Below are 25,364 nucleotides of genomic sequence, written 5' to 3'. Positions count from 1 at the left end.
TTTTTTTAGATGCTAAAAAAACAAACATTTACATTATTTCTTTTAATACTCTGTTTTTCTCAAGTATCTTTTTCGCAAGTCGATAACCAAAAAAAAGATTCTTCTGGGGTATATAAAAATATTCAAACCTATTCGAAAAAAAATAAATTTACCCGATTAGTTCATAAATTAGTTTTTAGACCCGTTAATTTAAAAGTGGAGAAGAAAAAAGTAAAGCAAAAAAAACTTCAAGCTTTTGAAGGTAAAATAATTAGAAAAATTAATATCATTACGCTCGACCCGTTTGGATTTTCAGAAATCGATTCAACAAGAAGGCCTAAAAATTGGGCAGAAAGAGAAGGAAACAGAATACACATTAAAACGAATAGACTTGCCATTCTGAATTTATTGCTTATTAAAAAAAATAAGCCATTGGATTCTCTATTAATTAAGGAATCAGAGCGTTTAATTAGAACTCAAAGATATGTTAACAGAGTTAGTATAACTTCAGAACTGATTAAAAACAATCCAGATTCTGTTGATGTTTCCGTTCGCGTATTAGATTCGTGGAGCATGATCCCAAAAGGCTCTGTTTCGAGCTCCAGAGCTACTTTCGATTTGAATGAACGTAATTTTATAGGTTTGGGCCATGAATTTGATAATAAATTTAGAAATCGATTCAGTGATGGAAAAATTGCCTATAGTTTAGCTTATAGCATACCAAATATCAAAAATACATTTATAAAGACAACCGTCAGATATTTCATTGATTTAGATGATTATTATGGTAAAAGTGTCAATGTGGAACGTCCTTTTTATTCCCCATTAACACAATGGGCCGGTGGAATTTATGTAGATCAACAATTTAGAAAAGATACGCTTCAAGATTCTAATCTGATATATGCTAAACAAAATTTCAAATATAACTCACAGGATTTTTGGATAGGGCATGCTTTTAGACTTTTTGAAGGAAATACAGAAAGTGACAGAACAACAAACTTAATACTATCAGGTAGGATATTAAATATAAAATATCTGGAAAGTCCTTCAATTGAATATGACCCTGTTAATTTCTATTCTGGAGAAAAATTCATTCTTTCCGGAATTGGCTTCACTTCAAGAAAATTCGTTGAAGATAAATACATTTTTAAAAACGGAATCATTGAGGATGTCCCTATTGGAAAAATATATGGGATAACGGGTGGTTATCAACATAAAAATAATCATGGACGCTATTATTTAGGTGCTCAAGCATCTTTCGGAAATTTTTATGATTGGGGCTTTTTAAGTACCAACATTGAATTGGGCAGTTTTTTTGACAAATCAAAGACCACCCAAACTGCTTTTTTATTTCAGGCCAATTATTTTACTAATTTGATTGATATGGGAAAATGGAAATTAAGACAGTTTATTAAACCCCAATTCATATTGGGAATAAATCGAACAAATTCTATTGGAGATCAACTTACCATCAATGAAAATTATGGAATTAATGGTTTTAACAGTGCTCAATATGGCACTAAAAAAGTAATGTTGACTTTACAGACCCAAGCCTATTCTCCTTGGGATCTGTGGGGATTTCGACTGAATCCATACTTTAATTATTCAATCGCAATGCTTGGTAATGCTGAAAAAGGATTGAAAAACAGTAAAGCATATTCAAAAATTAGTGTTGGATTTATTGTAAATAATGACTTTTTAGTATTCAGTTCTTTCCAAATATCACTTTCCTATTATCCTTCAATTCCAAATATTGGTGACAATGTCTTTAAAACTAATTCTTTTGAAACGACTGATTTTGGCTTTCAGGATTTTGAATTGGCAAAACCACGCACAGTAATTTTTAAATAAAGGCTGAATTCAATCTTCTAATGAAGAAATTTATTCCTGTTTTATAAAGTGTGAATTATATAATTTTAACATAAAATAATATAAATTTAAAATCCTTTTATTTCATTACATTTACATTATTAAAATATTTTTAACTAAAACCCTTAACAAAAATGAAAAAATTGACATTTTATTTAATGATGATGGTATTCACATTAGGTACATTTCCAACGACAATTTTGGCTGCTGAAAAAGCACCGACAACAGTAACAAATACTACAAAAGAAGTACCTGCTGAAGTAAAGGTTATGCTAAATCGTTTAGAGCAAATTAAGGCAATGGATAAATCTTCCATGAAATCTTCAGAGAAAAAAGCACTTCGTAAAGAAGTACGTGCAATTAAATCTAACTTGGCAGCGACAGGAAATGGCGTTTATTTTTCAGTTGGAGCGATTATCATTATTATTCTTTTATTGATTCTTTTATTGTAACTAATCTTTAAAATATAAATTAGAAGAGAAGCTTATAAACTTCTCTTTTTTTATTGAAAATATAACCCAATTGGATGTTAATTATGGTCTGTGGCACAATTTTTGGCTTTATACTAAAAAATTAACTCTAAAGTTAACAGAAAATAAATATTAATTAAATATCTGAGAAATGAAAACATTAAAATTAATCGCCTTAGGAATAATCCTTTTTGCATCAAGTGCAATACACGCCCAAGTTTCAGTAAATGTAAATTTAGGCACACCTCCAGCATGGGGACCGGTAGGATACTCTAACGTAGACTATTATTATCTACCTGATGTTGAAGCATACTATGACATTAGAGCTACACAATTTATTTACTTGAATCGAGGAACATGGATCCGATCTCGATATTTACCGGGACAATATAGAAATTACAACTTGTATAATGGATATAAAGTAATTTTAAATGATTATCATGGTTCAAAACCTTATGGTAACTTTAAAAGTCATAAAGTTAAATATTACAAAGGGTATCATGGTAAACCACAAAAATCGATAGGTTCTAGTCGCAGCAATAATAACAAAGTGTACAAAAATGATGGTAATAAAGGCAACCAAAATAATGGCGATCATAAAGAAGGAAAAGGAAACAATGGCCATGGAAATGGAAAACATTAATTGTTAGCTAATCTATAACCTGAAAATGGTAAAATACAAAAACTGAAAAACTTCACTAGAAATAGTGGAGTTTTTTTATTTAAAAATAATTTCTTTTTTAGAATTTATTCTAACAACACAAAAAGGATTTGTAAAAACTTGTGTAACCACACCTCCTGGTTCAGGGATAGTTTCTTTGACAGTAATAATTATATTTTTATCTGTTTCAACAACATTTTCGATTCCTATTTTATAACCTCCTGTTGTTTTTTGTCCCATATTTAAAATAACAAAATTTGACGTTTGAATATCATTCAGACCAATTTTGCTTTTTAAATTCTCATCCCCTTGAAGCATCTTAATTTCGTTAGGTTCCGAAAGAATTTCAAAAAAATGTATACTTGCGCCACCATCATTTTGTTGCGTTAAGACTTCAAACAATGGTCTTTTATCTGCAGTTTTATTAGTGGAAGCACAAGAAAATAATAATACAGTTAACAATACAAGAGCAATTTTTTTCATTTTTTAAATAAAATTAGGGAGTTTAAAGAAAGAATTTTACACGTATTGATTTATTGCCTTTTTATATAACTCTTCATACAAAGGCAAAATATTTTTGATGTCGAATTTTTTGGCAATATTCAGCGCATTTTCTTTGAATTTTTTTAGAGTTTCATCATCTTTTAAAATTTTTAAAGCATTCACAGCCATTTCATCCGTATTACCCACATCGCTCAAATAACCTGAAATCCCATCAAAATTTACTTCTGGTAAACCTCCGGAATTACTCGAAATTATTGGAACACTCCACGCCATAGCTTCCAAAGCAGCAAGACCAAAGCTCTCTGTTTCAGAAGGCAACAAGAAAAGGTCTGTGTAGCTCAAAATTTTATCAATTTCATTACTGTTTCCGAAAAAAATTACTTTATCTAGAATACCTAATTTCTGGCATAAATATTCTGCTTTCTCTTTCTCTGGGCCATCTCCTACCATCATTAATTTGGCAGGAATTTCCTTTTGAATACTATAAAATATTTTAATAATGTCCGGAATTCTTTTAACTTTTCTAAAATTACTAATATGGGTAATGATCCGTTCATTTGCTTTTGCCATAACGGAACGATGACATGCAATAGTGGGGTCATTGACATTCTTATCCAATTCGATAAAATTTGGAATAACCTCAATTTCTTTTTTTATATTAAATAATTTAAGGGTCTCGTCTTTCAAACTTTGGGAAACCGAAGTGACATAATCTGATTTATTGATACTGAAAGTTACTGCAGGCTTATAAAACGGGTGATTCCCAACTAAAGTGATATCAGTTCCATGAAGCGTAGTGACCATTGGAATATTAATTCCTTCATCCTTCAGCATTTGTTTCGCCATATAGCCCGCATACGCATGTGGGATGGCATAATGTACGTGTAACAATTCAATTTTATATAGCTTCACCATATCTACTAATTTGCTCGATAAAGCCAATTCATAAGGCTGATAATGAAACAAAGGATATTCTGGCACATTAACTTCATGATAATGCACATTTGGACTTAAAAGCGCCAAACGTACTGGTTGACTGTAGGTTATGAAATGAATTTCATGTCCACGTCGAGCCAATTCAAGCCCTAATTCTGTAGCGACAACTCCACTTCCTCCAAAGGTAGGATAACAAACTATTGCAATTTTCATGTATTTATTTTAATGAAACGAAATTAATAAAATTAGGTTGGAATTTTAGAGAAATACGCTTTTATTTAAAATTTCATTCGTTGAATTCTTACCGCATTTAAAATAGCCAATAAAGCTACGCCAACATCCGCAAAAACGGCTTCCCACATGGTGGCTAATCCCCCCGCGCCCATAATTAGAACAATTAGTTTTACAGAAAAAGCTAAACCAATATTTTGCCAAACGATTTGTTTAGTCTTTTTTCCAATGTTTATTGCTGTAAAAATCTTTGTTGGTTGGTCATTTTGAATAACAACATCTGCAGTTTCAATGGCAGCATCACTTCCTAAGCCACCCATTGCAATTCCGACATCGGCCAAAGCAATTACTGGTGCATCATTTACTCCATCACCAACAAATGCTATTTTTACATGCTGTTCTTTTAATTCTGTAACTTTTTGAACTTTATTCTCCGGCAATAATTCCCCAAAAGCTTGGTCAATATTCAACTCTTTGGCGACAAGCGAAACTATTGCCTGGTTATCGCCTGAAAGCATGATGGTTTTAATATTTACTTTGTGTAAGTTTTGAATAGCTTCTTTTGCATCTTCTTTAATTTCGTCGGCAATAATAAAATAGCCGACATATTTTTTATTGAGAGCAACTACAATAATTGTAAATGGAACGGTATCAATGTCAGTGTCATAACTGATGTTGAATTTTTTCATCAATTTAGTACTTCCTACTAAAATTTCTTTTCCATCGACAAGCCCTTTCATTCCATGGCCTGCAATTTCATTTACCTCGCTAATTGTAGTGTCTTTCACAATATCCTTAGCATATTCAATTATAGCTGAACCAACGGGATGCGTTGATTTCGTTTCAATTGCGGCCGTATATTTTACTAAATCAGCTTCCGAAATCCCTACAGCTACCACTTTTTGCACTTTAAAAACACCTTTAGTTAATGTTCCGGTTTTATCCATAACTACTACTTGAATAGAAGCCAAAATATCCAAAAAGGTAGAGCCTTTAATTAAAATTCCGTTTTTACTTGCTGCGCCAATTCCACCAAAATAACCTAATGGAATGGAAATTACCAACGCGCAAGGACAAGAAATGACTAAGAAAATTAATGCTCTGTACAACCAATCTCTGAAAACATAATTCTCCACAAATAAGATAGGAATCAAACAAATTCCGATGGCCAGAAAAACAACTATTGGAGTATAAATTTTGGCGAATTTCCTAATAAATAGTTCGGTTGTAGCTTTTTTAGCAGTTGCTTCCTGAACCATTTCAAGAATTTTAGATAATTTACTATCGGTAAAAATTGCTGTAACTTCTACCATAGCAACAGCATTGAGATTAATCATTCCGGCAAGAACCATTTCATCTTTTGATTTGGTATCGGGTTTGCTTTCCCCCGTTAACGCCGCTGTATTGAAAGTAGCAGACTCAGAAAGTAGTTTTCCATCCAAAGCTAATTTTTCACCTTGCTTTAATTGAATGATTTCACCAATGGCAATATCTGAAGCTTTTTTTGAAACAGTTTCGAGTCCTTCAATAACATTCGCAGAATCCGGTCTTTGGCCTAATAATGCTTTAATGCTTGATTTGGCTCTTTTTACAGCTAACATTTGAAATAATTCACCAATAGAATAAAATAACATTACGGCAACACCCTCAGCATACTGGCCAATTCCAAAAGCACCAAGTGTAGCAATACACATTAGAAAAAACTCTGAAAAAACAGCACCTTTTCCTATGCTCTCAAAAGCTTCTTTCAATACAGGTAAACCTACTGGAAGATAAGCGACACAAAACCACGCAATCCTAACCCAACCCACAAACCAGGTTTGAGGAAAATAATTGTCAAATGCAATTGCTGTTAATAGTAATAACAAACTTAATATTGAAGGCAAAAACATCCTAAAAATACTATCACTCCCATTTGAATGGTCGTGGTCGTGATCATCATCAGAATGATTTTCTTGCTCGTCAAGAGAACAGCAACCAGCATCTGCGCTCATTTTAACACCCATTTTTTTTTCTAAAGTACAACACGATTCTTTGTCGTTAACTTCCTTTTTATATTGGTGTGCCATTTTTAATAATTTTATCTTTTATAAAAAAAGAGAAGTAAATAATAACCAAAAGCGTTACTGCAGCTGTAGTAATAAATGTTACATTGGGTCCAAATTGATACCAAATTAATCCTGCCAATGAACTTGCTATTAAAGTACAGATACTTTGAAATCCTGAATAGGTGCCAATTGCTGTCGCGGTATCTTTTTTATCTGAAATATTGCTGATCCAAGCTTTTGAAATTCCTTCGGTTGCGGCCGCATAAACTCCATAAATAAAAAAGAAAATCGAAATCGAAAAAAGACTTTTACTGAACGCCATTCCAAAATAGACTATGGCAAATAAAGATAATCCAAAAATAAACATCTTCTTTAAACCTATTTTATCTGCTAAAATACCTATTGGAAATGCCGAAAGCGCATAAACTAAATTGTAAAAAATATAAACTCCAATTACGTATGTATCATTAAGGCCAGCTTGTTTAGCCTTTAATAACAAAAAAATATCTGAACTATTAAATAATGTAAATGCCAATAATCCGATTACTACTTTTCGATATTGTTGCGGACTTGTTTTCCAATAGTTAAGGAACGAAAAAAAGGACGTCGGCTTTTTTTCAATTGGATGAGGCTTTATTTTGTCTTTAAGTAAGAATGATGCTAATACGGCAAGAACACCAGGAATAAAAGCGATATAAAAAAGCGTTTGGTATTGTTGCGGATAAAAATAAAGATAAATTAAAGCTATAATTGGACCCAGAACTGCACCAAAAGTATCCATCGATCTATGAAACCCAAAAATTTTCCCTTTGGATTCGGCTGTAGCTTCGTCCGATAAAATAGCATCCCTTGCCCCTGTACGAATTCCTTTTCCAAAACGATCAATGGCTCTCGCAAAAAATATCCAAAGCGGGAAAATAAATACTGCCATCATTGGTTTTGAAATCGCACTTAAACTATAACCCAGTTGTACAAAGGGAACTCGTTTTCCGGAATTATCAGATAACTTTCCAAAATATCCTTTGCTTAATCCAGCCAAAGCTTCAGCAAATCCTTCTAAAACACCAATTAAAACAATTGAAAATCCAATCGTTTTTAGATAAATAGGCATAATTGGATAAAGCATTTCACTTGCAGTGTCGGTAAATAAACTTACCAATGATAATACCCAGACTGTTTTTGTAATGTAATTTAGTATTTTCATTTTGCTTTTTTTTTAATGCTAGATTCAAGTTACAATTACCTTTCTTTTTTAGACCTTTTCTTGTTAAGCCATTTATTAGCTCTGTACGTTATATAAGCGGAACCACTTCCTACTAATGCTCCTGCAAATACATCCGTAGGATAATGAACCCCTAAATGCATTCGAGAATATCCTACTGCGCTCGCCCATACAAAAGAAGGCGCAATTACGTACCATTTAGGATATGCCATACTCAATGATGTTGCTGTGGCAAAAGCTGTCGAAGTATGCCCTGAAGGAAATGAATAACCGGGTGCAGAAGTCGCTTTATCTATATCCGAATACGTATCAAATGGTCTTTCCCTTTTTATGCTGTGCTTTAAAGCAGTTGTAACAAATGCTGAAACCAGAAACGTTTCACCAATAAAAATTGCCTGCTTTTTGATTGTACTGTCTTGCTTTATCAATCCTACGGAATAAATAATAATGGGAGTTGCAACGCTGATTGGAACGGCACTATTGGTTATTATCTTAAAAGTGGGATCTAAAGATGTATTTCTATAAACATTGATATCTCTTAAAATATTTATGTCTGCATTTTGGGCATTTAAAAAAGTTATGCAAAAAAGAAATACCGCTAAATAGCTTGCTTTAAATACGTTCCTTTTATTTTTCATAGTATTGCTTTACAAATCAAATATACTATAATACATAGAGTAATTTTTAACTAAATGTTTCAAAATTAAATTTTTAAAAAAGCCATTTTAATAAAAATAAGCCATTATGAAATTGTTTAATAATTTCATAATGGCTTAAAGTTAATTATTCTGTTTTATTGCGCTATTTTACAATTGCATCATAAATTACTTCCTGAATATCTTCTCGAATATTTTCCTTCGATAATTTATTTTCAGTAGCCAATGGAAAAGTTCTATTGGAAAGAAATACATAAACTATTTCTGCTTCGGGATCAGCCCAAGCCATCGTTCCTGTAAAACCCGTATGTCCAAAACTAGTCATTGATGCACATCCGCAGGTGGGTCCTGCTACTCCTAATTGCGGCTTATCAAAACCAATACCTCTCCTATTTCCTTCTGCACAAAAATAACACGTGTTGAAATCATTAAATGTTTTCTCAGAAAAATACTGACGATTACCATAATTCCCTTTTTGTAAATACAATTGCATAATTTTAGCCACATCCATTGCATTAGAAAAAACACCTGCATGACCAGAAACTCCACCTTCTAATGCTGCCGATAAATCATTCACATAGCCTTGCAAAATTTGATGTCGGAAATAAGAATCAAATTCTGTCGGAGGAATTCTGTTTTTATCATACTTCTTCAATGGATTAAAGCTTGAATTATTCATCCCGAGTGATTGATAAAAGTTCTCCTGAATTAAATCGTCTAATTTTTTACCCGTTGAATTTTCTAAATAATCTTTTAAAATCATAAAAGTAAGATCACTGTATTTGTATTCTTTTTTAATAGCTAATTTACTTTTAATAATCATTTTCATTATCGAGTCATGGAAATCATTTCTTATAAAAAGACTATCTCCTAATTGCTTAGAAAACTGATCATTTGAAACTTTTCTGAAATAATTTTCTGAAAGTTTTGATTTATCCATTGTTGCCTTATAAAATGGTATTCCCGCTACAAGTCCTGCATAATGCGATAATAATTCTTTGAAATGGATGTTTTCTTTATTCGAATTTTTAAAGATTGGAGACATCGTTCCCAATGTCGTTTCCATGTTTATTTTTTGCTGATCATATTGTTGCATCACATTTGGCAAAGTAGCCAGAATCTTCGTTAATGATGCAACATCGTAAATATCTGAATCCAAAACCTTCAAATCATTATTATACGTGTGATACCCAAATGACTTTTGGTAAATAACTTTTCCTTTTCTAGCCACGAGCACCTGAATTCCCGGAGTCATTTTGGCATTGATGGCCTTTAGGGCTAAAGCATCAATTTTAGACAGTATTTCAGGATTCATTCCAACATTTTCGGCAGCGGTAAATCCCAGACGATTTAGTTTTTCAGTTGTTAAACCGTCATTTACTTTAAAATTTGTATTGATGGATACAGGCAATTTCCCTTTCGCTTCAATAGCACCAAAAATTAATTCAGCAGAAACTATTTGTGCAATATCACTATTTTGATAAGAGACAACCAATCCTTCAATATCCTCAAAATTTGCAATAGGTAATAAGGAATATGGTTTTGCAAAAAGATCCAGGATAACATTATTATTTCGGGCTAGATAATTGATTTTAAATAATTCCTCTGCATTTAAATCACCATTCTTAAAAGCTAAATCTGCCTTGTGATAGCCAATAATTACTGTTGTAAATGGTTTCAATTTTACTTGTAAACTATCTGGATTTGTATCCGAAATGACAGTTACCTCTGCATATTTTTTTAGAGTTGAAACAAAAGTATCATTGCTGTCGTCCCCTATTTTTACATAAGCAATTTTTTGATTTTCCAAATTTTTTATGGGTAAAACAGAAGTCGTATTTTTTAAAACAGTGACGGCATTTTCATATAATTCATACTGCAAAGCATCATTTTTTGACGAATTTAAATCTTTATATAAATGAGCTGTCTCAATAGGTTTATAGGAATTTAAACCCGCTTTGTATTTGAATTTTAATATTTTCTTTACAGAAAAAGCCAATCTTTCCTCCGTTACTAAATTAGCCGAATAAGCGAGTTTGAATTTTTCAATTGCGAAAGGAACATTTTCTGGAAATAATAAGATATCGTTTCCAGCCATAAAAGCTTCAAAATTTATTTCGCTGGGAATATTCGAGTCACTTACCCCTTTCATATTCAAAGCATCAGTAAATATTAGTCCTTTAAAACCCAATTCTTTTTGAAGAATATTGGTCACCACATTATAGGAAATCGATGACGGATAATTAGATCTTGATTCTAAACTGGGAACATTTAAATGCCCCACCATTACTGAAGAAAGTCCTTGATGAAACATTTTTCTGTAAGGATAAAACTCGACCTCTTCCAATCTCTCTTTAGAGAAATTAATTAATGGTAAGCCTTTATGGGAATCAGTCTCTGTATCACCGTGACCGGGAAAATGTTTCCCTGTAGAAAAAACACCTTGGCTTTGTACCCCTTTCATTAAAGCAATGGCGTGTTCAGTAACCTTATATTTATCTTCTCCAAAAGAACGAAAACCTATGATAGGATTTTTTGGATTAGTATTAATGTCAAGAACCGGCGCAAAGTTAAACTGTAAACCTAATCGTTTACTTTGTTCTCCCATTTGAACACCCACTCTCTCTATCAATTTCATATCTTGGATAGCTCCAAGAGTCATATTCCAAGGATATCTAGCCGTTGAATCAAGTCGCATGCCCAAACCCCATTCGGCATCATTACCAATAAACAAAGGGAATTTTGACTTGGATTGAAAACGATTCGCAAGATTTGCTTGACGAACCGGACCACCTTGAAAAAAAATTAATCCTCCAATTTTGTTTTCAGTAATCAGTTTATCAATGGCATTGAAATGAACCGTATCTTTATTAGAATAAGCAGCTACCATAAATAACTGGCCTATTCTTTCGTCTAAATTCATTGCAGCGTAAACACTATCTACCCATTTAGTTCCTTCAGAAGGTAACTCAAAAAGCACAGGGGAATTTTTTAAATCATCAGCAGAAACAATTCTTTTTGATGGAATATTGGTTAGAATTACTTTAGGCTTATTAATTTTTGTACCAACACAACTAGCGGCAACAAAAAGAAACAGGACATAAAATAAAACAATTCTGATGCCTATTTTTTTCATTGAACTATTTTGTTTAAAAAAAGCGACTGTGCCAACTGTCAATAGCTGGAACTTCCCAAGATTCATTATATTCTTCAATATTATTAACCAAATTATTGAAAACAATTGTGTTTTCAGTAACGGCTTTATCTTTAACCATTTTCTTAAAATCAATCAAAGGCTTATGAGCAATATGCTCCCCTAATTTGAAAGTCACATTCATCTTATCCAATAAATCGACATTATATTTTTGTTCTAAACTTTGAATAAACTCAACAGATGAATCTATTGAACATCCTGTTGCAGCCTGAACATCCTGATCAACGGCAATTATAATGAATCTATTGTATTTCAATTGATACGATGATACCAAACTTGTTCCGTGTGCAGCCCAACTTTCAAGAAAAGATTGCAGGGCAGTTTCTATTTCAGAAAATTCGGCATCCGAAAATTTTCTGTTTGATTGATAAATCCATATTTTAGATTCTTCGGGTAAATTTTCAAAAGGAACGTACATAATTTTATTTTTATAATTACTATTATTATGATTAAAACGTGGAAACAAGTCCAAATCCCACTTGTTTACCATCATAATAAGGAATAAATGTTGTTTTTTTATTTGTTGGTTTTTTAGAAACTAATAATCTATTAACGGAAGGATATAACCAATAAGCAGCCTTCGCACTTAATATTCCAATTCCTGCTCCAGCAATTACATCCGTCAGCCAGTGCCTATTATTATATAACCTAAATACTCCTGTGCCAGTGGCTACTAAATACCCTGAAATACCGTACCAGGCTGAAACATCCTTATATTCTTGGTATACTAACTCAGCTCCCATAAAAGCGGTTGCTGTATGTCCTGAAGGAAAAGAATTAAAACCGGAGCCATCAGGTCGTTCAACTTTAAGAGTCCGTTTTAAACTATTTACAGCAATTCCCATAATTAAATAAGAAGTTGCGACGATGACGGTTTTATCACGGAAATTATTTTTCCCTTTAATTCCAATTGCACTCAAACCATAAACGGAAGCTAAAGGGAGATATTGTGAGAAATCATCAATAGTGAACTTTTTATCGATGTTCTCTTTTACTTCTTCTTTGATCTGATTATTAAATGATTTGAGCTGATCATTACCAATTCCAATTATTCCGTAGCCAATTAAAACTGCAGGAATGATTAATTGTTTTGTTTTAAATTGGATTTGCGTTTTATTTTTAACTCCTAAACTATCAACTGGAATAGAAATAGGAACTGACTGAGCAGAGCATACCAAATTGAATAGCATCATTATAAAAAATAGAACATTTTTATAAATCATAATAGCAGATTAAGTAAATCAACATAGCATACTACAAATCCTGTGCATTAGCAATTAATTCAGCAATGTCCATAACTTTTACATCACCCTCTTTTTCTTTATTTTTGATTCCATCAGTCATCATTGTGTTACAGAATGGGCACCCTGCTGCAATAATATCTGGTTTTGTTTCTAATGCATCTTCGGTTCTTTCAATGTTAATTTCCTTGTTTCCAGGTTCCGCATCTTTAAACATCTGTGCACCACCGGCGCCACAACATAATCCATTAGCCTTAGAACGTTTCATCTCTACTAATTCGGCGTCCAGTTTAAGAATTAGATCCCTTGGCGCTTCATAAACATTATTAGCTCTTCCTAAATAACAGGGATCATGGAAAGTGATTCTTTTACCTTTAAATTGTCCTCCTTCTATTGTCAATCTTCCATCATCTAGTAGTGATTTCAAAAATTCCGTATGATGAATTACTTCGTATTTCCCTCCTAATTCAGGATACTCATTTTTCAAAGTATTAAAACAATGCGGACAAGCGGTAACAATTTTTTTTGCCTCATATCCATTTAAAACCTCAATATTCATCATGGCCTGCATTTGAAACAAAAACTCATTCCCCGCTCTTTTTGCGGGATCTCCAGTACAACTTTCTTCAGTACCAAGTACTGCAAAGGAAACATTCGAACGATTCAAAATTCGCACAAATGCTTTTGTTATTTTTTTTGCTCTATCATCAAAACTTCCCGCACAACCTACCCAAAATAAAACTTCCGGTTGCTTCCCCTGAGCTAGCATTTCTGCCATTGTTGGCACTATTAAATTTTCTGACATGATTTATTTATTGATTCGGTTATTCAATTATTTGATGATTCGGTTAAACGTGTAAACGGATAACCAATTAAACTATAAAATATTAGTTTTCGTTTTTCCAATTCAAGCGGTCTTGTTGATTGTATTGCCACGGCGCACCATTATTTTCTATATTGGTCATCATAGCATTAATTGGCATTGGTGCGGCACTTTGTTCCATGACCAAATACCTTCTCATGTCCATAATTATTGATAACGGACTTATATTTACAGGACATTCCTCAACACATGCATTACAAGATGTACATGCCCAAAGCTCTTCTGGCGTAATATAATCATTTAACAATGATTTGTTATCCGGAATAAAAACTCCTTTATTCGTGTCTAAATTTCTACCAACTTCTTCAATTCTATCTCTTGTGTCCATCATAATTTTACGAGGAGACAATTTTTTTCCTGTAATATTCGCAGGGCATGACGAAGTACAACGACCACATTCTGTACAGGTATAAGCGTTCAATAATTGAACCCAATTTAAATCTTGTACGTCGCTCGCTCCAAATTTACTTGGCACTTCATTTTCATCTGCTGGTGGCGCTGCTGCAAATGGATCAGCGTTTGGATCCATCATCATCTTTACTTCTTTCGTAACTGACTCTAAGTTATCAAATTGACCTTGAGGATTTAGATTTGCAAAATAAGTATTAGGAAAAGCCAATAGAATATGTAAGTGTTTTGAAAAGTACAAGTAATTCATAAAAATCAAAATACCGGTGATGTGCAACCACCAAAATATTTCTGTAAGAAGCATCACCAATTCATTTGACATTCCGTTAAATAACGGTTCAATAAACTGACTTACAGGAAATGAACCAGCTTTGATAAAATGAGAAAAACCTCCCGAAACGTTTTGTAAATGCAAATCGGATGCATTCATCAACAGAAACAAAGTCATTAACACCACTTCAAAATACAAAATATAATTGGCATCATTTTTAGGAGAACCTTTTAAATCTGAACTTGCAAATCGTTTTAATCTTATAATATTCCTTCTTGTCCAAAAAGCAATTACGGCTACCAAAACTAATAATGCTAATATTTCAAAAGAAGCAATCAATACATTATATACTGGTCCTAAAAAAGCAAAAACCCTGTGAGTCCCAAATAAACCGTCAATAATTATTTCGAGCAATTCTATATTGATTATTACAAAACCAACGTAGACCACAATATGGAGTGCTCCAGCTATTGGTCTTTTGACCATTTTAGACTGTCCAAGAGCAATCATGGCCATATTATTCCAACGTGCTTTAGCGTTGTCTTTTCTATCAACTGCAACACCCAGATTTATATTTCTAATAATTTTTCTGATATTATTATAAAAATACCCGAAACCTATAATCAATAATAGGGCAAATAATACATTGTCTAAATAGCTCATCATTGCTAGTTTTTTGTTTTTATTATTGAATCATTTTTTGGAGCAACATACGGTTTATTTTTCTTTCCAAATACAGAAATATTAACATATCTTGTTGGTGCCAGTCTTATATCTTGTAGTAATAATTCTAACTCTTTAGTGGTCGCTTTTAAATTATCATAGAAGGCTTCATCACTTAATAATTTACCCATAGAACCTTTTCCTGCTTCTAAGCCACTCATTATACCATCAACTCTAGCTAACGTTTTATTAAGATTTCTTACCGTTTTTCCTAAATTAGCTTTATTCAATGAATCCGATATTTTAGAAAAATCACCAGAAATTTTATTGAAGTTGGTCACAGCTCCTTTTATTTGAACTTTGTTTTCATCCAATAATGTATTTACGCTCGCAGATGCTTTGTGAAATTGTTCTATCGTCTTCGATAACTCTGACAAACTTATTTTCAAATCCTCCTGACCTTTTTTGTCTAAAACATTATTAATTCCTGTTATTAGTTGATCCGTATGAAGCATTATTTTTTCAAATTTATCTTGAATTGGAGCTAATTGATTGCCCACTTTTTCAGTAAGACCTACTTTCACTTCACCACGCAGCTTTTGACCGTCTTCAGCTAATGTTTTGTCATTAAAATTAGGATAAATAGCAATTTGCTTTCCTCCGATAAATCCTGGCTCATAAATCGTAGCTATACTCGATTTAGAAATTGGAAAATCCGTCTTTAATTGAAGTTCAACTAATAAGTTTCCATTTTCTTGATTTAATGCAATACTATTTACTTTACCGATAACCAGACCGTTTAAGGTTACAGGCGAGGATGTGGCTAATCCCTCAACGTTTTTATATTCAACATATAATGTTTTGTAATTTGTAAAAAGATCTCTTCCTTTTAGAAAACTGTAGCCCCAAATAAATAATAAAATAGATGCAATGACTAATACGGCAGTTTTAATTTCTCTTGTTATTTTCAAAATTTAAATATTTTGCACAAATTTAATATAAAAATTTAAACTTGTTATTATTATTTAACGGCTTCTTGCATACTAATTTTCTCGCCGTTTTTAAAAGCTACAAGATATGCTGAGGGAAAACCTTTCGATTTTGCAATTTCTAAATTGCGTTTGGCTACAACATAGTCTGATGTAGAACTATAATTATACTTGTAAAAAGCTCCCTTCTCTGCTGATAATGAGACGTTAGTCAATCCTTTAAAATTAACTGCTAATAATTTAATGCTTTTATTTGAAGTTGCTATTTGAACTTTAAAAATCACCCCAGCCGATTCTTTATTAACTGACTTTTTTTGTGTTGACTCCGTTTCGCGAGATAATTTATTTTTTAAAATAGTTGCAGTGTCTTTTCTTCGATTTTTCGTTAATCTTTCTGATGTTGGTTCATCCGATTCAATTTCAAAATATTGCTTTTTATAACTCATAATGGCTTCCGCAATAGTTTGCGCCATTTCATCTTGACCCGCTTCTGAATTTAGGTATAGTCCTTCTTCTTTATTGGACAAAAAGCCTAATTCAATCAATACGCTTGGCATGTAAGCCGCATCAAGAACCCACAAAGGAGTTTGCTTAATACCCCTAGATTTTCTTTTCAATTTTGTGGTGAAATTCTTTTCGATTTTTGAAGCCAGACTAATACTTCTATTTAAATATTCTTCTTGCAAAATCTTAAGACCTATAAGCGTTTCCGGTTTATTAGGATCAAAACCTTTATACGTTTTTTTATAATTTTTTTCCAATAATATTACGGAGTTTTCATTTTTGGCAATTTCAAAATTAGTATTGCTTCTTGCCAAACCCATTACAAAAGTTTCAGTACCGTACGGATTTGGATTTGTAACAGAATTGCAATGTATAGAAATAAACAAGTTAGCATCAATACTATTTGCAACCTTTGGTCTTTCTCTTAATTCTATAAAAACATCATTTTTTCTAGTGTAAATAACCTGAATATCGCGGTCTTTTTGAAGATATTTTTCGACCTTCAATGTGGTTCTCAGAGCAATATCTTTTTCGACAAAACCATTATAAGAGTTCCCTGGATCTTTTCCCCCATGACCTGCATCTAGAATGATTACGAAATTATGGCTGGATTGAGAAAAAAGTTTTAAAGAAAAAAATAAGAATATAAGTAATAATTTGGCATTAATTCCTTTTGGTATTTTCAAAATTCAGGTAGTTTTTTTTATAATTTAATTAGAATCCTTTTTGGGGAAATTAATTTTTGATTGCTTCTTCGACACTAATTTTTTCGCCATTTTTAAAAGCAATTAGAAATGCAGAATTATAGCCTTTTTGTTTGGCCTCTTGCAATTGTTTTTTGGCTTCTTCATAATTAGGCGTTTCTCCGTACATATATTTATAAACATTGTTATCATATGCTACTGAAATATTTTTCAATCCTTTGAAATTTCTTGGCTGTAATTCCACTTTTCTCACACTTGCTGAGAGTTGTACTTTAAATAAAGTTGCTGAATTATCTATTATTTTAGTTGCTTTTTTTACTTCCGAAGCATTAAAATTTGGTTTAGGTTTCACGAGAGTTACGGTATCTCTAATAGGTTTTTCAATGATTTTTTGTGATGGTTTAGCATCAAATGTTTCAGGTTCTCCATTTCCGTAATATTCGTTTTTGTAACTGATAATTGCCGAGGCAATAGATTTAGCAATTTCATTTTGACCTTCTTCAGAGTCTAAAATATTTCCTTCTTCAAGATTAGAAATAAATCCCATTTCAATAAGTACTCTTGGCATATAAGCTTTATGAAGTACCATATAAGGTGCTTGTTTTACTCCTCCTCCTCTAATTTTTTTTCCTAAAACCCCAAATGCATCCTCAACTTTACTGGCTAAAGAAATACTGTTGTCTAAATATTCCTCTTGCATAAGGGTCATACCAATCATGGTTTCAGGAGAATTAGGGTCAAAACCTTCGTATTTTTGTTTATAATCTTTTTCCAAAGTAATAACAGAATTCTCTTTTTTAGCCGCTTCTAAGTTTGAAGCTACTTTTGTCATACCCATAACATACGTTTCAGTACCAAATCCAGCCGTATTTCTATTAGCATTACAATGGATAGAGACAAAAATATTGGCATCAGCTCTATTGGCAATATTAGCTCGCTCCACTAAATCAATAAAAACATCTGTTTTTCGGGTATAAATTACGTCAGTTAGTGGATTTGCTTCCAAAAGTTTACCTACTTTAAGCACCACAGCCAATGCAATGTTTTTTTCTACATGACCATTATACACTGCGCCAAAATCATGAGCTCCATGACCAGCGTCTAATGTTACCTTAAAAACATTAGATTGACTATAGGCAGAAAAAGAAACTACCGTAAGAAAGAAAGTAACCAGTATTTTAATTTTAAATGTAATATGCATAATTCTTGAAATTAATTTAATTAAAACTCTAGGGTCATAAAATCTTTATTTGATTATTTTTGACAAAAAATTATATGTAAGTTTGACGTGTCAAAAAACAGGCCATAATTTTACAAAAATAGCATTTAAACCTTTGCATACAAACTTATTTAATATCGTTTTATTATCAATTTTCCTATCAATTGGATCAGGTAAATTATATTCTCAAGATATAACAAAAAAAACATCAGTTATAGCGATTAATAAACAAAGAGATAGCTCTAAAACTGTTGTTCCAACAATCGGAAAATCGACTACCATTATAAAAAAAGAAAACGATTCTTTAAAAATCGATTCTCTAAAACCAAAAAAAGCATTTCTTGATGGTAAAGTAAAATACAAGGCCGTAGATTACGCTAATATTGATCAAAAGAAAAAACTTATTACCTTATATAATAAAGCCGAACTATATTATCAGGACATAGAACTAAAATCTGGTATTATCGTGATGGATTATGAAAAGAATGAAGTTTATGCGGGTCGCATAAAAGATTCTTCGGGAGTTTACACACAATATCCAAATTTCAAACAGGGAAGTAATGTTGTAGAACCTGATTCCATTCGTTTTAATTTCAAAACAAAAAAAGCTTTAATCTGGAATTCAAGATCTGATCAAGGGGAATTTAAAATAAAAGCAGAAATTACAAAAAAAGAAAATGACTCCGTTTATTTCTTAAAAAACGCCCGCTTCACCACATCAAAAGATGTAGACAATCCAGAATATTATTTCCAAACCAGAAAAGTGAAGTTTATTCCAGGCAAAAAAGTAGTTACAGGACTAACTAATATGGTTATCGCTGATGTGCCAACACCATTAGCTTTACCTTTTGCTTTTTTTCCTATGAGTAAAGAAACAAGCTTATCCGGCATAATTCTACCTAGTTATAATGATTCTAACACCAGAGGTTTTTCGTTGCAAAATGCTGGTTATTATTTTGCACTCAGCGATAATTATGACTTGACAGTTTTAGGTGATTATTATACTAATGGTAGCTACGGAATGCGTTTTGAATCTGGCTATGCCAAACGATATAAATTTCGAGGTAATTTAAATGTTAGATTTGAAAATTTAATTAACAGCGAAAGAGGTTATCCTGATTACTCAAAACAGAAAATTTACAATATACAATGGTCACATGCGAAGGATTCAAAATCTAGTCCTAATTCGAGTTTCTCGGCTTCTGTAAATCTCGGGAGCAGCAAATATTTTAAGCAGTCTATAAATCAGGCAAATGTTGGATCAAACCTTAATAACACATTAAGTTCTTCTATTTCTTATAGTAAAACATTCAATACAGTTCCACAAGTTAGAATGTCATTGACTGCAACCCATTCGCAAAACACGCAAACGGAAGAAATTAATATGACGCTGCCTACACTTCAGGTGAGTGTTGATCGTATCTATCCGTTTGTAGGGAAAGATGGTGTCAAAAAAGGATTTTTCAAAAATATAAATCTGCAATATAATTTAAGTGGAAAAAACAGCATAGTAACTACTGATTCTTTATTCTTTAAACCACAAATGTTCAGAGATGCTAAAACGGGTATTGAACACACAATCCCTCTGAGCACTAATTTTAAATTATTTAAATATTTCAGTGCTTCTACCTCCTTCAATTATAGAGAAGTATGGTACACCAAAACGATTACAAGAAATTATGATATAGATCAAAGTAAAGTGGTAGATAATACCATAAATGGTTTTGATGCTTTTAGAACGTATTCTCTCTCATCTAGTTTAGGGACTACTATTTATGGTACTTTCAATTTTGGTGATGATAAAAAAATAAAATCTATAAGACATGTCATGCGACCATCAGTTTCCTACGGCTACACTCCAAGTTTTGAGAAATATTATGATAGTTACGCTTCTGATGCTAGCGGAACGATGATCAAACAATATTCTCGATTTGAAGCTGGGATCTTTGGAGCACCAGGAAATAGCAATTCTAACACCTTGGGTTTTGATTTAAGTAATACATTTGAAGCAAAAGTTACTGATAAGGATTCAACAAAGATTGAACCTAAAAAAGTAATGCTTCTTAACAATTTGAATCTTTCTACCAGTTACAACCTAAATGCTGACGGAATTACCGCTCTTGCTTTTGCACCAGTACGAGTTAGCGGTGGTACACAACTATTGAATAATAAAATGAATGTGAATTTTGGCGCCACATTAGATCCTTATGCGATCAATAATTCAGGGACCAGAATTAACGTTTTTAATATTGACAATGGCGGAAGTTTATTCCGAATGACAAGTGCAAATATGACTCTAAATTATGCCATATCGAGTAAAAAAGATGATAAACCTAAAAAAGAAAAAAACGTTCAAAGTCAAAGAAATGGTGGTCGTGAAGATGATTTGTTCGGAACAAATACTGATTTAGGAGACAGTAGAAAAAGTCAGTTTGGTGATGAAGACGAGAACGAAAATAAAGAAGACAAAATCTCGGAGTTTTTTAGTGCTAAATTGCCTTGGGATGTGACTTTTGCTTATTCACTTACTTATGGGAATAATAATCGAGAAAAGAAAATAATTGGGAATTCAATCATGGTTTCAGCCAATGCGGACATCACACCTAAATGGAAAGCTGGTGTATCAACAGGTTATGATTTTGTTCAAAAAGGAGTTACATTTACTCAATTTCGTTTCGAAAGAGATTTATTAAGCTGGAGAATGGATTTCAACTGGACACCATTTGGAGAGAATGCTAACTGGGGGTTCTTTATTGGAATCAAAGCTGGTGTTTTAAGTGATATTAAATGGGATAAACGCAGCAGAACCAATAGATAATTTCGCCAAGTATGTTTTTACATTATTATAAAAGAAAAACAGAAAATGATGAATCTTCATTAATTTTCGAAGCAATATTTAAAAATCTAATCTATTCATTTTTATGAAAAACATAATTTTTACCGAAAATGCTCCTGCACCAATCGGTCCTTACAATCAGGCTGTACTTAAGGGAAATACACTTTACACATCAGGTCAAATTGCCATAAATCCTGCTACGGGAGAATTAGTGACGGATACAATTGAATCCGAAACCAAACAAGTGATGCAAAATATGAAAGCAGTTTTAGAAGCTGCGGGAATGACATTTGAAAACGTTGTAAAAACAACTATTTTCATAATGGACATGAATGATTTTGGAAAAATAAATACTGTTTACGGTTCTTACTTTAACGAAAAAACCGCTCCGGCTCGTGAAACGGTTCAAGTGGCTTGTTTGCCAAAAAACGTAAATGTAGAAATTTCTATGATTGCTATTCTTTAGTAATTTGTGAGCAGTAGTAGTTTTATAATCATAGAAATAGTCAAATCAAACTGCTACAACGTACGTTAATTAATGATAATGGATTGCAAATAAAAAATCACTATCAATTTACTTTCTGACAAGTAAATTGATAGTGATTTTTTTTGTAAAAAACTGAACGCTCTTACTGAAAACTATTTATTAGTAATATGATAAGCAATTAGACCATCAATTGGTCTTCTCAGAACATTGCCTAATTTTAATTCATATTTATCAAAGGTTTCTTGTAATTCCTCTTTCAAATAAAAGGCGATAGAACCTACAAAGTGAATAGGAACTTCTTTATAGTTGTCATATTGTTTGATATAATTTTTCACAAAGGATTTCATTCCCTTGAATATAATTTTTTTGCAAAATTCAGTGTCTTTATGTTTAATTAAGAACTTGGCAAAAGTCGCTAAATAAGCATTTGGGTTTGCTTCTTTATACAATTTACTTTTAACTGCATCAGGTTCTAAATTGTACTCTTTTTCAAATTCAAGAGCCAATTCTTTTGGCATTTTATTAAAATAATACTTTCTGATTAATTCTTTTCCAAAAACATTCCCACTGCAGTCATCCATAACTATATACCCCAATGATTGCACTTTTTGATGTAATTCTTTCCCATCAAAATAGCTGCAGTTTGATCCAGTACCTAAAATAGAGACAATTGCTTTCTCTCCTTTAGGAGTTGTAGCATAAACTGCGGCATAAGTATCTTCGTTTACAGAAATTATTGCATTTGGAAAATACTCTTGAAAAATCTGCGAAAGCATCAATTTCATATTATCGGTACCACAACCTGCTCCATAAAAAAACAAATGTGTAGCGTTCTTTTTATTTTGCAGAATATCAAAACGATCATTCAAACGTTCAATAATTTCATTTTTTTCTAGAATTTCAGGATTCAATCCTGATGTTTGTGTGGTAAACAATACCTTTCCATCATCATCTATTGCTATCCAATCGGCTTTGGTAGAACCACTATCAACTAATAATCTCATTTTTTTGGTTTGTTTTTGGTTTTTTAGATTTCGTTTTACAAATTCTAAAATTTGTTTATAAAAGATTTTGTGTTTTGAAAAATTGAACAAAAAAATAAAATCCCGTTAATGTAAAGATAACGGGATTTTTATAAATATAAATAATTATTTCAAACTTGAAATATGTACCGATAAATCAATTAATTTACTTGAATATCCATATTCATTATCATACCAAGATATAATTTTGAAAAAAGTAGAATTCAATCCAATTCCAGCATGAGCATCAATGATAGATGTTCTTGAATCAGAAACGAAATCTTGAGAAACCACTAAATCTTCCGTATATCCTAAGATACCTTTCATTGTAGTTTCAGAAGCTTTTTTCAATACTGCCATAATTTCTTCGTAAGAAGTTTCTTTTTCAACTTTTACAGTTAAATCAACTACAGAAACGTCCGTTGTAGGAACACGCATTGACATACCTGTTAATTTTCCGTTTAATGAAGGAATAACTTTCCCTACTGCTTTAGCAGCACCAGTAGAAGATGGGATTATGTTACATGAAGCAGCACGTCCACCTCTCCAGTCTTTTTTAGAAGGTCCGTCAGTAGTCATTTGAGTTGAAGTTGTAGCATGAACAGTAGTCATTAAAGCTTCAACAATTCCAAAATTATCATTAATAACTTTAGCCAATGGAGCTAAACAGTTTGTTGTACAAGAAGCATTAGAAACGATTAAATCAGAAGCTTTTGCCGATTCATGGTTTACACCCATTACAAACATAGGAGCATCAGCTGAAGGAGCAGAGATAATTACTTTTTTTGCTCCACCTTTAATATGCTCATTTGCCGTTTCGATAGTAGTAAAGAAACCCGTACATTCAGCAACAACATCAACATTTACCTCATTCCATTTTAAGTCTGCAGGATTTCTTTCCGCTGTAACACGAATGTTTCTACCATTTACAAAAAGTTTTCCTTCTTTTACTTCAACAGTTCCATTGAAACGACCGTGAACTGAATCATATTTTAATAAGTACGCTAAATGATCTACATCTAACAAATCATTTATAGCTACAACTTCTACATTATCTCTATTGAAAGACTCTCTGAAGACAATTCTTCCAATTCTTCCAAAACCGTTTATTCCTAATTTTACTTTTGACATTTTAATTAATTTTTTGTTTATTTTTCTCTAACTTTATTTAAAGTCTAATTTCCTCACAATAAACTTCATTTTTTTATTTATGTAGACATGATGTCTGATACTCTCAATAACTCTCTATCAATTTCTGTTTTTCCCTTGATGGCTTGTTCTAATGGCGTCAATGCTACTTTATCATTTTGTAAACCAACCATGTAATTTGATTTCCCTTCCAATAATGACTCCACAGCTTTTACCCCTAATCTACTTGCTAAAACTCGATCAAAACAAGATGGTGAACCACCACGTTGCATATGGCCCAGAACCGAAACACGTACATCATACTCCGGTAAATTGGAATCTACATAATCTTTTAATTCGAATACATTTTTACCTATTTTATCTCCTTCAGCAATAACCACTATACTAGATGATTTACCGGAAGCCTTACTTTTTTGAAGGGATTCCAGTAATCTTTCTAATCCTAAATCTTCTTCAGGTATAAGAATTTCTTCTGCTCCAGCACCAATACCGGCATTCAAAGCAATATGACCAGCATCTCTCCCCATTACTTCAACAAAAAACAATCGGTTATGAGAACTTGCTGTATCTCTAATTTTGTCAATTACATCAACAACAGTATTCAAAGCTGTATCATACCCTAAAGTATGACTTGTTCCAAAAATATCATTGTCAATCGTCCCGGGAATTCCCATTACTGGAAAATTAAATTCATTATTAAATAACAAACCACCTGTAAAAGTTCCATCACCACCAATTACTACTAAAGCATCAATTCCAGCTTTTACAAGATTTTCATGTGCTTTTTTTCTACCTTCTGCTGTTCTGAATTCCGTAGATCGAGCCGATTTTAAAATCGTTCCCCCTTTATTAACAATGTTATTTACGCTTCGAGGTCCCATTTCTTTGAAGTCACCTTCAATCATTCCTTGATATCCTCTATAAATTCCTATACATTCTATGGTATGATAAGCACATGTTCGAACAACTGAGCGTATCGCTGCGTTCATTCCCGGCGAGTCACCACCAGAGGTTAGAACGCCAACCTTTTTTATTTTTTTTGGCATTATTTAAGTATTAAAGTGTAAAATTAGCAAACATTCGTCACTTTTAGAGGTGAGTTATTAATAAATTAGGACTGCCTTCTAAATTCAAACGTTTTCGTTAATAAGTTTTTAAAAAACCAAAAAAATATTAGTTTTATTTAACAAAATTAAAT

At 32.3% G+C, this 25,364-nt stretch carries 21 protein-coding genes; 5 read left to right on the top strand and 16 right to left on the bottom strand.

Annotation, left to right across the window (positions count from 1 at the left end):
• The first annotated feature begins 9 nt into the window (after positions 1-9).
• From C4S35_RS10690 to C4S35_RS10680, 3 genes are all read left to right on the top strand, one after another.
• Positions 10-1,830, top strand: coding sequence for a BamA/TamA family outer membrane protein (locus tag C4S35_RS10690; RefSeq protein ID WP_104000155.1), 1,821 nt, complete (start codon positions 10-12; stop codon positions 1,828-1,830).
• Positions 1,831-1,982: 152 nt separating this feature from the next.
• Positions 1,983-2,300 (top strand): hypothetical protein, encoded by a 318-nt coding sequence (locus C4S35_RS10685; RefSeq protein ID WP_104000154.1) that lies wholly within the window; start codon positions 1,983-1,985, stop codon positions 2,298-2,300.
• A gap of 169 nt (positions 2,301-2,469) precedes the next feature.
• Positions 2,470-2,961: a hypothetical protein gene (locus C4S35_RS10680; protein WP_104000153.1), complete on the top strand. Its 492-nt coding sequence runs from the start codon at positions 2,470-2,472 to the stop codon at positions 2,959-2,961.
• Between the two features lie 75 nt (positions 2,962-3,036).
• Here the strand turns inward: C4S35_RS10680 and C4S35_RS10675 are convergent, their stop codons facing one another.
• From C4S35_RS10675 to C4S35_RS10615, 13 genes are all read right to left on the bottom strand, one after another.
• Complete coding sequence (locus tag C4S35_RS10675; RefSeq protein ID WP_104000152.1) at positions 3,037-3,462, bottom strand: protease complex subunit PrcB family protein; 426 nt, start codon at positions 3,460-3,462, stop codon at positions 3,037-3,039.
• 36 nt (positions 3,463-3,498) lie between these two features.
• Positions 3,499-4,632 carry an N-acetyl-alpha-D-glucosaminyl L-malate synthase BshA gene (bshA, locus tag C4S35_RS10670; protein WP_104000151.1) on the bottom strand — a complete coding sequence of 378 codons (1,134 nt, stop codon included), beginning with the start codon at positions 4,630-4,632 and terminating at the stop codon, positions 3,499-3,501.
• Between the two features lie 65 nt (positions 4,633-4,697).
• The gene (locus C4S35_RS10665) at positions 4,698-6,719 is read right to left on the bottom strand and encodes a heavy metal translocating P-type ATPase (protein ID WP_104000150.1); all 2,022 of its coding nucleotides are present in this window, start codon (positions 6,717-6,719) and stop codon (positions 4,698-4,700) included.
• On the bottom strand, positions 6,703-7,902 hold the full coding sequence (locus C4S35_RS10660) for an MFS transporter (RefSeq protein WP_104000149.1): 1,200 nt from the start codon (positions 7,900-7,902) through the stop codon (positions 6,703-6,705). Before C4S35_RS10660 ends, C4S35_RS10665 begins: the two co-directional genes overlap by 17 nt.
• 35 nt (positions 7,903-7,937) lie before the next feature.
• Entirely contained in the window at positions 7,938-8,558 is a 621-nt protein-coding gene (locus C4S35_RS10655) for a phosphatase PAP2 family protein (RefSeq protein WP_104000148.1), read from the bottom strand.
• Positions 8,559-8,721: 163 nt separating this feature from the next.
• A complete protein-coding gene (locus C4S35_RS10650) occupies positions 8,722-11,712 on the bottom strand; it encodes a serine hydrolase domain-containing protein (RefSeq protein ID WP_104000147.1) in 2,991 nt (996 codons plus the stop codon).
• Positions 11,713-11,725: 13 nt separating this feature from the next.
• The gene (locus C4S35_RS10645; protein WP_104000146.1) at positions 11,726-12,208 is read right to left on the bottom strand and encodes an ABC transporter ATPase; all 483 of its coding nucleotides are present in this window, start codon (positions 12,206-12,208) and stop codon (positions 11,726-11,728) included.
• A gap of 31 nt (positions 12,209-12,239) precedes the next feature.
• On the bottom strand, positions 12,240-13,013 hold the full coding sequence (locus C4S35_RS10640) for a phosphatase PAP2 family protein (RefSeq protein ID WP_104000145.1): 774 nt from the start codon (positions 13,011-13,013) through the stop codon (positions 12,240-12,242).
• Positions 13,014-13,044: 31 nt separating this feature from the next.
• Positions 13,045-13,836, bottom strand: coding sequence for a (Fe-S)-binding protein (locus tag C4S35_RS10635; protein ID WP_104000144.1), 792 nt, complete (start codon positions 13,834-13,836; stop codon positions 13,045-13,047).
• A gap of 82 nt (positions 13,837-13,918) precedes the next feature.
• Complete coding sequence (locus tag C4S35_RS10630; protein WP_104000233.1) at positions 13,919-15,256, bottom strand: 4Fe-4S dicluster domain-containing protein; 1,338 nt, start codon at positions 15,254-15,256, stop codon at positions 13,919-13,921.
• A gap of 5 nt (positions 15,257-15,261) precedes the next feature.
• Positions 15,262-16,227: an MlaD family protein gene (locus C4S35_RS10625; RefSeq protein WP_104000143.1), complete on the bottom strand. Its 966-nt coding sequence runs from the start codon at positions 16,225-16,227 to the stop codon at positions 15,262-15,264.
• Between the two features lie 50 nt (positions 16,228-16,277).
• On the bottom strand, positions 16,278-17,435 hold the full coding sequence (locus tag C4S35_RS10620) for an N-acetylmuramoyl-L-alanine amidase family protein (protein WP_244175250.1): 1,158 nt from the start codon (positions 17,433-17,435) through the stop codon (positions 16,278-16,280).
• A 49-nt stretch (positions 17,436-17,484) separates the two neighbouring features.
• Positions 17,485-18,654 (bottom strand): N-acetylmuramoyl-L-alanine amidase family protein, encoded by a 1,170-nt coding sequence (locus tag C4S35_RS10615; protein ID WP_104000142.1) that lies wholly within the window; start codon positions 18,652-18,654, stop codon positions 17,485-17,487.
• 82 nt (positions 18,655-18,736) lie between these two features.
• On the opposite strand from C4S35_RS10615, the gene C4S35_RS10610 reads away from it, so the two are divergent.
• On the top strand, positions 18,737-21,490 hold the full coding sequence (locus C4S35_RS10610; protein WP_104000231.1) for a putative LPS assembly protein LptD: 2,754 nt from the start codon (positions 18,737-18,739) through the stop codon (positions 21,488-21,490).
• A gap of 103 nt (positions 21,491-21,593) precedes the next feature.
• Complete coding sequence (locus tag C4S35_RS10605) at positions 21,594-21,974, top strand: RidA family protein (RefSeq protein ID WP_104000141.1); 381 nt, start codon at positions 21,594-21,596, stop codon at positions 21,972-21,974.
• Positions 21,975-22,147: 173 nt separating this feature from the next.
• On the opposite strand, the gene C4S35_RS10600 is transcribed toward C4S35_RS10605, so the two are convergent.
• From C4S35_RS10600 to pfkA, 3 genes are all read right to left on the bottom strand, one after another.
• Positions 22,148-22,999 carry an N-acetylglucosamine kinase gene (locus C4S35_RS10600; protein WP_104000230.1) on the bottom strand — a complete coding sequence of 284 codons (852 nt, stop codon included), beginning with the start codon at positions 22,997-22,999 and terminating at the stop codon, positions 22,148-22,150.
• Between the two features lie 144 nt (positions 23,000-23,143).
• Positions 23,144-24,148, bottom strand: a complete 1,005-nt coding sequence (gene gap, locus C4S35_RS10595; RefSeq protein ID WP_104000140.1) for a type I glyceraldehyde-3-phosphate dehydrogenase — start codon at positions 24,146-24,148, stop codon at positions 23,144-23,146.
• A gap of 77 nt (positions 24,149-24,225) precedes the next feature.
• Positions 24,226-25,212 carry a 6-phosphofructokinase gene (gene pfkA, locus C4S35_RS10590; RefSeq protein WP_104000139.1) on the bottom strand — a complete coding sequence of 329 codons (987 nt, stop codon included), beginning with the start codon at positions 25,210-25,212 and terminating at the stop codon, positions 24,226-24,228.
• Between the last annotated feature and the right edge of the window lie 152 nt (positions 25,213-25,364).

This window comes from Flavobacterium urumqiense, from assembly GCF_900108015.1.
Classification (GTDB): Bacteria; Bacteroidota; Bacteroidia; order Flavobacteriales; family Flavobacteriaceae; genus Flavobacterium; species Flavobacterium urumqiense.
The sequence above is the reverse complement of the archived record's forward strand: the minus strand, read 5'-3'. Positions and strand labels throughout refer to the sequence as shown.

What these genes read in the sequence shown, in the direction of transcription:
- C4S35_RS10690 (WP_104000155.1), top strand. Translation starts at nt 10, where the DNA reads ATGCTAAAAAAACAAACATTTACATTATTTCTTTTAATACTCTGTTTT.
- C4S35_RS10685 (WP_104000154.1), top strand. Translation starts at nt 1,983, where the DNA reads ATGAAAAAATTGACATTTTATTTAATGATGATGGTATTCACATTAGGT.
- C4S35_RS10680 (WP_104000153.1), top strand. Translation starts at nt 2,470, where the DNA reads ATGAAAACATTAAAATTAATCGCCTTAGGAATAATCCTTTTTGCATCA.
- C4S35_RS10675 (WP_104000152.1), bottom strand. Translation starts at nt 3,462, where the DNA reads ATGAAAAAAATTGCTCTTGTATTGTTAACTGTATTATTATTTTCTTGT.
- bshA (WP_104000151.1), bottom strand. Translation starts at nt 4,632, where the DNA reads ATGAAAATTGCAATAGTTTGTTATCCTACCTTTGGAGGAAGTGGAGTT.
- C4S35_RS10665 (WP_104000150.1), bottom strand. Translation starts at nt 6,719, where the DNA reads ATGGCACACCAATATAAAAAGGAAGTTAACGACAAAGAATCGTGTTGT.
- C4S35_RS10660 (WP_104000149.1), bottom strand. Translation starts at nt 7,902, where the DNA reads ATGAAAATACTAAATTACATTACAAAAACAGTCTGGGTATTATCATTG.
- C4S35_RS10655 (WP_104000148.1), bottom strand. Translation starts at nt 8,558, where the DNA reads ATGAAAAATAAAAGGAACGTATTTAAAGCAAGCTATTTAGCGGTATTT.
- C4S35_RS10650 (WP_104000147.1), bottom strand. Translation starts at nt 11,712, where the DNA reads ATGAAAAAAATAGGCATCAGAATTGTTTTATTTTATGTCCTGTTTCTT.
- C4S35_RS10645 (WP_104000146.1), bottom strand. Translation starts at nt 12,208, where the DNA reads ATGTACGTTCCTTTTGAAAATTTACCCGAAGAATCTAAAATATGGATT.
- C4S35_RS10640 (WP_104000145.1), bottom strand. Translation starts at nt 13,013, where the DNA reads ATGATTTATAAAAATGTTCTATTTTTTATAATGATGCTATTCAATTTG.
- C4S35_RS10635 (WP_104000144.1), bottom strand. Translation starts at nt 13,836, where the DNA reads ATGTCAGAAAATTTAATAGTGCCAACAATGGCAGAAATGCTAGCTCAG.
- C4S35_RS10630 (WP_104000233.1), bottom strand. Translation starts at nt 15,256, where the DNA reads ATGAGCTATTTAGACAATGTATTATTTGCCCTATTATTGATTATAGGT.
- C4S35_RS10615 (WP_104000142.1), bottom strand. Translation starts at nt 18,654, where the DNA reads ATGCATATTACATTTAAAATTAAAATACTGGTTACTTTCTTTCTTACG.
- C4S35_RS10605 (WP_104000141.1), top strand. Translation starts at nt 21,594, where the DNA reads ATGAAAAACATAATTTTTACCGAAAATGCTCCTGCACCAATCGGTCCT.
- C4S35_RS10600 (WP_104000230.1), bottom strand. Translation starts at nt 22,999, where the DNA reads ATGAGATTATTAGTTGATAGTGGTTCTACCAAAGCCGATTGGATAGCA.
- gap (WP_104000140.1), bottom strand. Translation starts at nt 24,148, where the DNA reads ATGTCAAAAGTAAAATTAGGAATAAACGGTTTTGGAAGAATTGGAAGA.
- pfkA (WP_104000139.1), bottom strand. Translation starts at nt 25,212, where the DNA reads ATGCCAAAAAAAATAAAAAAGGTTGGCGTTCTAACCTCTGGTGGTGAC.